The 11,957-nt window shown below is 44.8% G+C and carries 10 protein-coding genes; 6 read left to right on the top strand and 4 right to left on the bottom strand.

Going from position 1 to position 11,957, the window contains the following annotated elements:
• The 3 genes from PLH26_RS05230 to sucD form a co-directional block, all read left to right on the top strand.
• On the top strand, positions 1 to 530 hold a 530-nt coding region (locus tag PLH26_RS05230), incomplete at its 5' end, for an alpha-2-macroglobulin family protein (RefSeq protein ID WP_324584940.1).
• 126 nt (positions 531 to 656) lie between these two features.
• A complete protein-coding gene (gene pbpC / locus PLH26_RS05225; RefSeq protein WP_324584939.1) occupies positions 657 to 3,077 on the top strand; it encodes a penicillin-binding protein 1C in 2,421 nt (806 codons plus the stop codon).
• A 50-nt stretch (positions 3,078 to 3,127) separates the two neighbouring features.
• Positions 3,128 to 4,027, top strand: a complete 900-nt coding sequence (gene sucD / locus PLH26_RS05220; protein WP_324584938.1) for a succinate--CoA ligase subunit alpha — start codon at positions 3,128 to 3,130, stop codon at positions 4,025 to 4,027.
• Here sucD and PLH26_RS05215 read toward each other — a convergent pair whose 3' ends face one another.
• From PLH26_RS05215 to PLH26_RS05200, 4 genes are read right to left on the bottom strand one after another with little or no spacing between them, the layout of a single operon-like run.
• Complete coding sequence (locus PLH26_RS05215) at positions 4,028 to 4,828, bottom strand: ABC transporter ATP-binding protein (RefSeq protein ID WP_324584937.1); 801 nt, start codon at positions 4,826 to 4,828, stop codon at positions 4,028 to 4,030.
• Between the two features lie 16 nt (positions 4,829 to 4,844).
• Positions 4,845 to 5,582, bottom strand: a complete 738-nt coding sequence (locus PLH26_RS05210; RefSeq protein ID WP_324584936.1) for an MlaE family ABC transporter permease — start codon at positions 5,580 to 5,582, stop codon at positions 4,845 to 4,847.
• Between the two features lie 44 nt (positions 5,583 to 5,626).
• The gene (locus tag PLH26_RS05205) at positions 5,627 to 6,724 is read right to left on the bottom strand and encodes a hypothetical protein (RefSeq protein ID WP_324584935.1); all 1,098 of its coding nucleotides are present in this window, start codon (positions 6,722 to 6,724) and stop codon (positions 5,627 to 5,629) included.
• Positions 6,725 to 6,778: 54 nt separating this feature from the next.
• The gene (locus PLH26_RS05200; RefSeq protein ID WP_324584934.1) at positions 6,779 to 7,744 is read right to left on the bottom strand and encodes a hypothetical protein; all 966 of its coding nucleotides are present in this window, start codon (positions 7,742 to 7,744) and stop codon (positions 6,779 to 6,781) included.
• A 217-nt stretch (positions 7,745 to 7,961) separates the two neighbouring features.
• On the opposite strand from PLH26_RS05200, the gene PLH26_RS05195 reads away from it, so the two are divergent.
• The 3 genes from PLH26_RS05195 (at position 7,962) to PLH26_RS05185 (ending at position 11,955) form a co-directional block, all read left to right on the top strand.
• Positions 7,962 to 8,210, top strand: coding sequence for a helix-turn-helix domain-containing protein (locus PLH26_RS05195; protein WP_324584933.1), 249 nt, complete (start codon positions 7,962 to 7,964; stop codon positions 8,208 to 8,210).
• A complete protein-coding gene (locus PLH26_RS05190) occupies positions 8,194 to 10,083 on the top strand; it encodes an Nramp family divalent metal transporter (RefSeq protein WP_324584932.1) in 1,890 nt (629 codons plus the stop codon). The genes PLH26_RS05195 and PLH26_RS05190 overlap by 17 nt, the downstream gene beginning before the upstream one ends.
• 330 nt (positions 10,084 to 10,413) lie before the next feature.
• The gene (locus PLH26_RS05185; protein ID WP_324584931.1) at positions 10,414 to 11,955 is read left to right on the top strand and encodes a YifB family Mg chelatase-like AAA ATPase; all 1,542 of its coding nucleotides are present in this window, start codon (positions 10,414 to 10,416) and stop codon (positions 11,953 to 11,955) included.
• Positions 11,956 to 11,957: the final 2 nt, after the last annotated feature.

Here is an 11,957-nt window from a genome sequence, read left to right as displayed (position 1 = left end):
CCGCCATTAAAAAAATAACCGTAACCAATAAAGGAAGCAACCTGTTGTATGTACGGCTGATAACGCAGGGGCAACCGGTTACCGGGGAAGACATACCGGCAAATAACAATGCCGATGTATTGTCAATGCATATAAGCTACCTCAACTTAAACGGCAGCCCGCTGAATATTGAAACCATTGAGCAGGGAACCGATTTTGTTGCTAAGGTTAGTATCCGCAACCCGGGCATACGGGGCAGGTATAACAATATGGTCCTTTCACAAATATTTCCCGGCGGGTGGGAAATACTGAATACGCGGATGCTGGACAATGAAGGCAGTTTTAAACCTTCGTCATTCAATTACCAGGATATTCGTGATGACAGGGTATACACACATTTTGACATTAAAGAAGGCGAAACAAATACCTATTATGTAATGCTGAACGCGGCTTACCTGGGGAAATACTTTTATCCCGGAGCCTATTGTGAAGCCATGTACGACAATACCATCAACGCGGGCGTAAAAGGGAAATGGGTGGAAGTAAAATGATTTGAGATTTTTGATTTTTGATTTGAGATCCAACACCTTTTAGTTAGGCGCGGCCGGTACGCGACGACGGGAAGGTCAGACCGCATATTATCCTTTGAAGCCCGGCCACCTGATCAACCACAATAAATGAACGCTTATTTTTCTTCGATATATCAGCGCATCCGCAAAACGAAAAGAAGAACCCGGTTGTTTGGAGTTGCTCTGATTACAGGATTGCTGTGGTTTTGGCTTTGTTTGCCTGATCCCCTGTTTCATTCACCCACTTCTTATGTTATTGAAGATGCACAGGGAGAACTGCTGGGCGCAGGTATTGCAGCCGACGGGCAATGGCGTTTCCCTTATAATGAAAACGTACCTGAAAAATTCAGGCAATGCATTATAAGTTTTGAAGACAAACGCTTCAACCATCATCCCGGCATTGATCCATTAGCCATATTAAGGGCTATACGGCAAAACATACGGTCTTCCGGAATAGTGAGCGGTGGCAGTACCATTACCATGCAGGTGATCCGCTTATCACGCAATAAAAACAGGAATATCCTGCAAAAGCTGATTGAGGGTATTTTAGCCGTACGCCTTGAAATAGCCCTTTCCAAAAATGACATACTTGCATTGTACGCATCCAATGCACCCTTTGGCAGTAACGTAGTAGGACTTGATGCGGCGGCATGGCGGTATTATGGGAGAAGTGCGGATAAACTTGGCTGGGGTGAGATGGCAACGCTGGCCGTTTTGCCCAATGCACCGTCACTGGTGCATCCGGGAAAAAACAGGCAGGCATTGTTAACAAAAAGAAACCGCCTGCTGGACAGGTTAAAAAAACAGGGAAAGATAGACAGTACTTCCTGCGAACTTGCGAAACTGGAGCCTTTGCCGGATGAACCCCAACCGTTGCCCCAACTCGCGCCCCATTTATTGCAACGCTTTAAAAAAGAATCTGCCGCGGGCGATTATACCCGTGTTAAAACCACTATTAACCGCAACCTGCAAAACACGGTCAGTCAGATTGTTGAGCAGCACCATCGCTTTTTAAAAGGCAATGGCATCAACAACGCATGTGCACTGGTGCTGGAAGTGGAAACCGGCAAAACCCTGGCATACGTGGGTAATGTATATCACCCCGAAAATCCCGAACTGCAAAGTCATGTTGACATTATAACATCGGCCAGGAGCCCGGGCAGCGCCTTAAAGCCATTATTATATGCCGGCATGCTAACAGACGGATTGCTGCTGCCCCGCACTTTAGTGCCTGATATTCCCACACAGATCGGCGGATACACGCCTCAGAATTTCGATCGCGATTACGATGGTGCGGTGCCTGCTTTCCTTGCCCTGTCGAGATCATTAAATGTACCGGCAGTACGCATGTTGCGCAACTATAAGTACCCCCGGTTTTATGACCTGCTGAAAAAAACCGGGATCACTACTTTAAACCGGCCTGCAGATCATTACGGACTATCGCTCATACTGGGTGGCTGCGAAGTAACGCCCTGGGATTTAGCCGGCGTTTATGCAGGGATGGCCAGAGCGCTCAATCATTCAAAAAGAAATAACGGAAAAGTACTGGCAAAAGATTTTCATGCACCCTATTATCTCTCCGCCGTCAGCCCGTCAAACGACCAATCAACTGCTAAGTCAAACAACCAGCCAACATTTAACTTCATAGATCCCATATCGGTCTGGTACATGTTCCAGGCAATGGAGGAAGTAATGCGGCCGGGAGAGGAAGGATTGTGGAAACAGTTCAGTTCATCTCAGCGGGTGGCATGGAAAACCGGTACAAGCTTTGGCTTCAGGGATGCATGGGCTATAGGCGTAACACCACGCTATGTAATTGCCGTATGGGCGGGGAATGCTAACGGGGAAGGAAGACCCGGTCTCATTGGTGTGCAGGCTGCGGCGCCTGTTATGTTTGATATCGTGCGTGCCCTGCCGTCGGCTCCATGGTTTGCTGAGCCCGCATCACAATATGCAACTGTTGCCATCTGCCGTCAAAGCGGTTTCCGGGCCAACACCAATTGCATCGATATGGATACCATAAAAGCTCCGCTCAATGGCACGAATGTCATGCTTTGCCCGTATCATACTATCGTTCACTTAAACATGACCCAACAATACCGGGTAACCGAAAATTGTGCCGCTCCTTCATCAATGGTACATAAAAGCTGGTTTGTATTGCCTCCGGTTATTGAATGGTATTACAAAAGGAAACACCTGGATTACCAATCGCTGCCCGCATACCTGCCGGGTTGCGCTGCCCCGGGAACCCATAAACCGATGGACATCATTTACCCTGAACCTAATGCTAAAATTTATGTTCCCCGTGAGATAACAGGCGAAAAAGGCAGAACGGTGTTTACAGCCACCCATCAAAAGGAAAACGCTAAAATTTTCTGGCATTTAGACGATGCGTATATCGGAACCACTGTTCACTTTCATCAAATGGCTTTGGATCCCCGTCCGGGAAAGCATTTTCTAACAATTGTAGATGAAGCGGGCGAAAGGATCACAAGGCAGTTTGAGATTTTAGAGAAGGATAATCCCTGAAATTCCCCTATTTTTGCGCAGCTATTTCAACAGTAATAATACTATACGTTATGTCGGTTTTAGTTAATAAGCATTCCAAAATAATTGTTCAGGGCTTTACCGGAACGGAGGGTACTTTTCATTCCACCCAGATGATAGAATACGGAACGCAGGTAGTGGGTGGCGTTACACCGGGTAAAGGCGGACAACAGCACTTAGACCGTCCGGTATTCAATACTGTTGCAGATGCTGTAAAAGAAACCGGTGCTGATGTATCCATCATTTTTGTACCTCCGGCATTTGCCTCCGACGCCATTATAGAAGCCGCTGAAGCGGGGATCGGACTCATTATTTGTATAACAGAAGGCATTCCTGTTCAGGATATGATCAAAGCCAAACATTATCTTGCCGGAACTTCATCAAGACTTATTGGTCCCAACTGCCCTGGTGTAATTACGGCCGATGAATGTAAAGTAGGCATCATGCCGGGGTTTATCTTTAAGAAAGGAAGGATCGGTATTGTTTCCAAGTCGGGAACGCTTACTTATGAAGCGGCCGACCAGGTGGCCAAAGCAGGCCTGGGTATTTCTACTGCCATTGGAATTGGCGGTGACCCTATTATCGGCACTACCACCAAAGAAGCAGTAGAACTCTTTATGAATGATGAGGAAACTGATGCTATTGTAATGATTGGCGAAATTGGAGGCAGCATGGAAGCTGAGGCAGCAAGGTGGGTGAAAGAAAATGGCACCAAGCCGGTAGTGGGTTTCATAGCCGGTCAAACAGCGCCTCCGGGAAGACGTATGGGTCATGCCGGCGCTATTGTTGGAGGTGCGGATGATACAGCAGCTGCCAAAATGAAAATTTTAAGAGAATGCGGCATTTCGGTTGCCGACAGCCCCGCAGATATCGGTAAAACAATGGCTGAAGTAATAGCTGTAAAGGCGGCAAAAAAAACGGCAAAAGTATAGTCAATGACTGCCGTTTTTGCCATTGGGCACTTTTCCCTCTGCCTCTAACATGCGCATGGCTTTTACATCCTGCAAAAATTCCGAAGCAAAAATAAAATCATTGAGCTTTTTACTCTTGCTGTATATGATCTGTTTATTGTTTCCCTCCCACTCTTTTTCTCCCTGGTACATGTAAATGATATGATCGCCGATCTCCATCACGCTGTTCATGTCGTGCGTATTGATAACCGTTGTCATATTAAATTCTTTGGTAACCTCGTAAATCAGTTTGTCAATTACCAGTGAGGTCTGGGGGTCAAGCCCCGAATTGGGCTCATCACAAAAAAGATATTTCGGGTTCAATACAATGGCGCGGGCAATGCCCACCCGCTTTTTCATACCTCCGCTTATTTCTGCGGGAAATTTTTTGTTGGCATCCTTAAGATTAACCCTGTCCAAAACCTCGTTCACTTTTTTTAATTTTTCTGTATAGGTTAACCGGGTAAACATATCCAGCGGGAACATTACATTCTGTTCAACAGTCTGACTGTCGAACAGGGCCGATCCCTGGAACAGCATACCAATTTGCTGGCGGAGCTCCTTTCTTTGCTCTTCTTCCATACTGGTAAAACTTTGTCCGCTATATAATATCTCCCCGCCATCCGGCTCGAACAGCCCTACCAGGCATTTCATGAAAACGGTTTTCCCGCTTCCGCTGGCCCCGATAATAAGATTGGCTTTACCTGCTTCCATTACGGCACTCACATCATTGATCACCACTTTATCCCCAAAGCTTTTACGCAAATTTTTTATTTCAATCATAAGGATATATTGAATTTTATAGAAGCAGCGCCGCAAGTACATAATCGGCGAATAATATCATTATACAACTGGCTACCACGGCGGTAGTGCTTGCCTTCCCGATTTCGAGTGCTCCCCCTTTTACAAAATATCCAAAATACGCGGGAATGCTTGAAATAATAAAAGCAAATGTATACGCTTTATATAGCGCAAACCTTACATTAAATGGCTGAAATCCGCTTAACAGTCCCTGGTCAAACTCCTCGCGGGAAAGGATCACGGCCATGGTTCCGGCAAGACGCCCACCCCATATACCCAATACTCCGGCAACAATTACAAGCAAAGGGATCATAATAAAAGATGCCAGTATTTTGGGCATAACCAGGTAAGCCTTGGTGTTGATACCCATAATTTCCAATGCATCAATTTGTTCACTCACCCGCATATTGCCGAGTTCGCTGGCAATTTTGCTGCCCACAACACCTGCCAGCACAATGCACGAAATGGTGGGGGCAAACTCAAGGATCACGGTATCACGTACTATTTGCGCAATGGTTGATTTTGGAATAAGGTTGCTCACCAGCTGGTAGGCCGTTTGCAAAGTGGATACTGCACCGATAAACAAAGCTACTACAACTACAATTCCCAATGACCCAATGCCGATATCAGAACACTGGTGCATCAATTCTTTCCAGTACATTTTCCAGTTTTCGGGTCTGGTAAACATTCCTTTTATCATCAATAAATAACGACCAAAATGATTAAAAAAATTCATGGGCCTGGTTTATAATTGCAACAAAAATACCTGAAAAAGCCAAATCAGGTTTTATACAAATGTATTACTACAAGTTCCCTCAGGTGTATGCGAAGAATTTCAGCCATGCTGTCACATTTAAGAAATTTTTCGTTGCCAAAGTACTGAGCCAGCTCCTGCGCCAGTTGCTTTATTTTTTCAGGAGGCGCCAGTTCATCCTTATCAACCGATGCTTTAAGATCACCCAGGCGGTGCCGTTGCGATTTTATCCGTTTAAACAACTGGGCACGTTCTTCCTGCCGGTATTGTTCTATTACTTCAGCATTAAGATGCTGCTGCACCAACTGTACAAAAACCCTGTTTTCCTTGAAAAATTGTGGTAAATAAAAGTTTTTCCGTCCTTCATAGGATTGCTGGTCAAAATCAATGGCACGTATACAAAATTGCACATCATCAAAATCCTGGGTAATGTCAAACACGAAATTATAGCTTCTCATATCGCCCAGTAACCTTGCAAAACAACGTTCGTTAAATTTCACAAACTCCTTGGCAATGCGTATCGGATTAAAGTCGGGGCGATGAAGAAACCCGTCAATAAACATATCACCCGGCACTCCGGCAATGTGCTCTTCAATTAAAGTATCATTGTCTACCAGGTAATTGATATAATAGGGTGACAGCAGGTGTTCGAGTTCCAGTCCCAGTATACGCGAGGCATCTGCTTTTTTTATATAGAGATAGCTGTATACGTCGTTATAGTTATTGACCACTTTAACACGAAAAGGCTGGGAATTACCGAAAACGCAAAAGTCAATCCTTTCTACATGCAAGTGATCCTCTGCCTGATTGGCTCCCGCCGCTTTGATTAAAGAATATATTCTAATGAGCGCATGATGAATTTCGCGTGTAAGCGACTGGTGATAAAACACGGTTTCCCATAAAGTGTCTTCGCCATTCTTGTTATAACACGGCATGGCGCCCTGGAAATGCCTTAGCGATTCGTAAGAAATAGGCAACTGTATCTCCCTGCCATACCGCTTTAAATATTTTTTAAACGATTTACTTACAGCATATACATTCTTCTTGCGGGAAATATGATTGTGATTTTCCACGCTCATTCCATACACAATTTTAGTATTGAATTCATGCACATATTTCATCATTTACAGGTATATTATCGCAACAGGTATGCCGGACATAGCACCTGCTGCCTGCTTTTACTTTTTAGCCTGATTTTGCTTTTTGCCTTTTGCCTGCTCTTTCTTTTTTACATAAGTCCCTTCAAAAAAACATTTAATGCCGCGGTAATTGCCGCAACCCTGTACCTCGCTGATGGTTACCTTATTTGCAGAAAACGCTAATTGTAGCACACAGGCATCGCCGGTTTGCCGGTACTGGGCCACATTGGGCTTTACCAGTACGGCTTCGCCTTTGAGCTCACCCGAGCAATCATCCTTTCTTTCAAAATGTACGAAGAATAAAATCCTTTTTGCATCTTTTCCATCCCGTATCGAAACAAAATTCTTTTTGTTTTGTACATAATTTCCGGAAAGCTTGTTTTTTCTTGAAAAAGTATCGATCGGGTTATATACTTCTTTGGGAACTACCGGTTCATTTGATTCAATTTTGATGAGGGTAAATACTCCTGCGCTATTGTATACATAAGCATTCAGTTTATAATAATTTTGCCCGCCGGAGGTCGTTTGCGATTCATTTTTAGTAATGATCAAACGCTTATCAATACTGCCTGTTATTGATTTCCGGCGATCAGGATTGTTTTTTACCAGGGGCATTGCTGCTTTAAAATTCTTTTCCCTGTCAAAGCATACGATATAAGCCATTTGTCTTGCAAGCGTTGCCGCCTTTATCAGCAGATAGGTTTCCTTATCTTCTGTTTCAATTTTACCCAAAGCATAAAATTTGGGATGGGTGTTTTTTCCATAGTTGCCGTTATACACACTGTCCGGAACAAACTGGCTCAGTATTTTGGTGCTGATCAGTAAAGAATCGGGCAGTTTCCTGCTGATTTGAGTGTCGGCAATGGTATAAGGGAGGGGCAGTTCCCGGAAGAATTCAATAAAGTCATTCACATCTACCGGTTCCTCCCCGGAAAGATCTTTTTTTTTGCTTTCGCAGGCCAGCAACACAAGCACAGCAACACAAATGGTTAAAAACTTCTGCATAATACCGGATTTCAGCTGTAAAATATGGCTTTTTGCATTTCCCACCGCATAAAAAACGGAGTTCAATCGGCCGCATACCGCCTGATTTCAAAACCCAGGGATGCCTTAAAGATATCTTTTTGCGCATGATTGCTGCCCGTCACACAATTAAATTACAGTAAAAGTTTAAAAAATTAAAAAATATTTTTAGATTCGTCTAAAATATAACTTAGCTATAGTGAATTATTCAGTTAGCGAAGAATACTACATCAGGGCAATCTATCATTTACAGCGTGAGCGACAAACTGTGAGCTCCAATGCACTGCCCGCCGAATTAAACAGACCGGCTTCGGCAACAGAAATGCTGAAAAAGCTGAAATTCGGGCTTGATCAGTCGCTGGAAATTAAAACGGCACCGGGCATCTTCTTCTCCATCAGTAAACAGGCTGCTCAAAACATAATTGTACATTATGAAACGGGAAAATAATTCAGATGTATCGTTAAGCGAAGTGCATGAAAGCATAGACACTACACAATCGCACAAAAAATCCAGGTGGAAACGCGCTATGGCTTTCCTGGGGCCGGCCTACCTGGTAAGTGTGGGATATATGGATCCCGGCAACTGGGCTACCGATTTGGCCGGCGGCAGCAAATTTGGCTATACGCTTATATGGGTGTTGCTGATGAGTAACCTGATGGCCCTGTTGCTGCAAAGTCTTTCTGCCCGGTTAGGCATTGTACGCGGACGTGATCTTGCACAGGCCAACAGGGAAAGCTACCCGAAATATATCAACTTTATCCTGTACATATTAGCTGAAATAGCTATTGCGGCAACCGATCTTGCGGAAGTGCTGGGTATGGCGATAGGACTGCACCTGCTAACAGGAATCCCCTTGCTGTGGGGAGTAACCCTTACTGTATTAGACACCTTTTTACTGCTGTTCCTCCAACGCATGGGAATGCGTGTAATGGAAGCGTTTATAATAGCGCTGGTTGCAGTGATAGGAGTATCTTTTTTAATAGAAATACTGCTTGCCAAGCCGGATATTGCTGAAGTAGTTACAGGATTTATACCCAGTTTGCCTAATAATGAAGCGTTGTATATTGCCATTGGCATTATAGGGGCTACCGTAATGCCGCACAATTTATACCTGCATTCTTCCCTTGTACAAACCCGCAAAATTAAAAGAGATGAAAAAAGTATCCGCTATGCATTAAAGATGAGCGTAGTAGACAGCACTATTGCATTGAATCTTGCATTTCTTGTAAATGCAGCCATACTGGTACTGGCTGCAGCCACTTTTTTCAAAACCGGGCGCACTGAAGTTGCCCAATTGGAAGAAGCACACCAACTGTTGTCGCCGTTGCTGGGCAGCAGTATAGCTTCCGCACTTTTTGCTATTGCACTGATCGCTGCCGGTCAAAGCTCAACCGTTACCGGTACACTTGCCGGGCAAATTGTAATGGAAGGCTACCTGCGGCTGCGTATCAATCCGTTATTAAGAAGGTTGATCACCCGCCTTATAGCCATTGTGCCTGCACTGATCGTCATTGGCATTTATGGTGATAAAGAGCTTGACGCCCTGCTGATCCTGAGCCAGGTGATCCTGAGCCTGCAATTAGGCTTTGCCGTTATACCCCTTATTCATTTTGTAAGCGATAAAAAAACGATGGGACAATTTGCCATAAAGCCTGTTACCAAATTCTTTGCCTGGACCATCGCCCTCATCTTAGTATACCTTAACATTAGAATGGTAGAGGGTGAGTTTACCGCCATTTTTGAAAGCCCGGGCAATACATTCTGGAAATTTATTATTATCGCTGCCGGTATTTTCTTCTTCAGTCTTTTGCTATATATTAGCTTCCGTCCTTTATTCTACAAAATTGCCAAACCCGCTTCTCTTACAGTACATCCGGATATGAAAGACAGCTTTGATCTGAACATACCGAAATTTGCCAAAATTGCCGTAGCGCTCGACTTCAGCAAAAGCGACAGCAAGCTGTTGTCGTATGCCATTGCACAGGGCAATACACATGCCACCTACCTGCTCATTCACGTGGTAGAAAGCGTTTCAGCCCGATTGCTGGGAAGAGAAAGCGATGACTATGAAACAAAAGAAGATGAGAGAAGATTGCTGGCATATAAAAACACATTGCAGGAAAAAGGATATAAGGCCGAAATCGGACTTGGTTTTGATAAAAGAGCAGGTGAAATTGTGCGCATTACCAAAGAGCATCAGGCCGACATGCTGGTAATAGGCGCTCACGGGCACAGCGGTTTGCAGGATTTTATACACGGACAAACCATAAACACGGTAAGGCACGAACTGAAAATACCGGTGCTGGTGGTGAATGTGTGAGGAGGTAGGTTGCAAGTTTCAGGTTGCAAGTAATTTGTTCTGGATTTTAAAAGTTTATGGTTTTTAGTTTAGCGTTGTATTCTCCGGATTTAGAGCTTATGGCTTCGGATTTGAAATCTGAGTCTTTATTCGGCGCTTGCTATTTGACGTTTGGTGCTTCGCGTTTAGATACGGTGCTGACCCTCCTGCGTCGGGTGCCGACCGCATCTCCGGATTTAGAGCTTATGGCCTCGGATTTCCTCAAACCTCACACCTCATACCTTATACCCCACACCTTTTTTTCAAACTATTTCAGTAATTTCATTGTATTCATCACGCTAACCTTTTTTTATGATGATCAAAACCTTTGGAAGCGCTGTTTATGGTGTGGAAGCCATTACCATTACGGTAGAAGTTAACATCACCGGCGGAAAGTTTTTTTACATGGTTGGGCTACCCGATAATGCCGTAAAAGAAAGTGAGCAGCGTATTGAAAGCACCTTAAAGAATACCGGGTATTACATGCCCCGCATCAAAGTGATCGTAAACCTTGCCCCTGCCGATATCAAGAAAACCGGAACTGCTTTCGACTTACCCATTGCGCTGGCCATTATGGGCGCAAGTGAACAGTTGCCCAATGCCGGGCGACTTTCTGAATATGTGATCATGGGCGAATTGAGTTTGGACGGAAATATTCAGCCTATTAAGGGGGCATTACCGATCGCCATTACAGCAAGGAAAGAAGGATTTAAGGGATTGATACTTCCTGTACAGAACTGCAGGGAAGCGGGGATGGTGAATAACCTGAAAGTATATGGCGTGAGCCACATCCTGGAAGTGATTGATTTTTTCAAAGATGAAACTTCGCTTCAGCCTGTAGTGGTTAATACAAAAGAAGAATTTTACCAGTCGCAATGTAATTTTGAGCTCGACTTCAGTGATGTAAAAGGACAGGAAAACATCAAACGTGCACTGGAAATTACAGCTGCCGGTGGTCACAATGCCATATTAATAGGTCCGCCCGGCGCCGGCAAAACCATGCTGGCCAAACGACTGCCTTCTATATTGCCCCCGCTTACGCTCGAAGAGGCCCTGGAAACCACCAAGATCCACAGCGTGGCGGGCAAGCTCCCTGCCAACACCACTCTTATTTCGCAGCGCCCTTTCCGCTCTCCGCATCATACCATCAGTGATGCGGCACTGGTAGGTGGCGGCGGTATACCCCAGCCCGGCGAGATCTCGTTGTCGCACAACGGCGTATTGTTCCTGGATGAATTACCGGAATTTAAAAGAACCGTCCTTGAAGTAATGCGTCAACCCATGGAAGAAAGAAAAGTAACTATCTCCCGCGCAAAGGTGGCAGTAGATTTTCCTGCGAGCTTCATGCTGATTGCTTCGATGAACCCATGCCCCTGCGGCTTTTACAATCATCCCGAAAAAGAGTGCACATGCCCGTCGGGAACCGTTCAGAAATATCTGAATAAAATTTCGGGACCGCTTTTAGACAGAATTGATCTGCATGTGGAAGTAACGCCTGTACCATTTTCGGCACTGGCTGCGCACAAGGAAGGTGAAGGCTCTGCCTCAATAAGAGAAAGAGTCATTAAGGCAAGAGAGGTACAGGCTGCAAGATATAACGGTTATAAAGGAATTTATTGCAACGCACAGATCAGCAGTAAAATGCTGAAAGAGATCTGCGGCATAGATGCCGGAGGGCAAGCGCTTTTAAAAACGGCAATGAATAAGCTCAACCTTTCGGCAAGGGCGTACGACAGGATACTTAAAGTTTCGAGAACCATTGCAGACATTGCAGGCACCCATGATATTAAAACAGAGCATCTTGCTGAAGCCATCCAATACAGGAGCCTCGACAGGGAAGGCTGGGCAGGTTGATT

Origin of the sequence: Agriterribacter sp., assembly GCF_035444585.1 — a bacterium.
Taxonomy (GTDB): domain Bacteria; phylum Bacteroidota; class Bacteroidia; order Chitinophagales; family Chitinophagaceae; genus Agriterribacter.
Note: the sequence above shows the minus strand (reverse complement) of the source record. Positions and strands in the feature narration are given on the sequence as shown.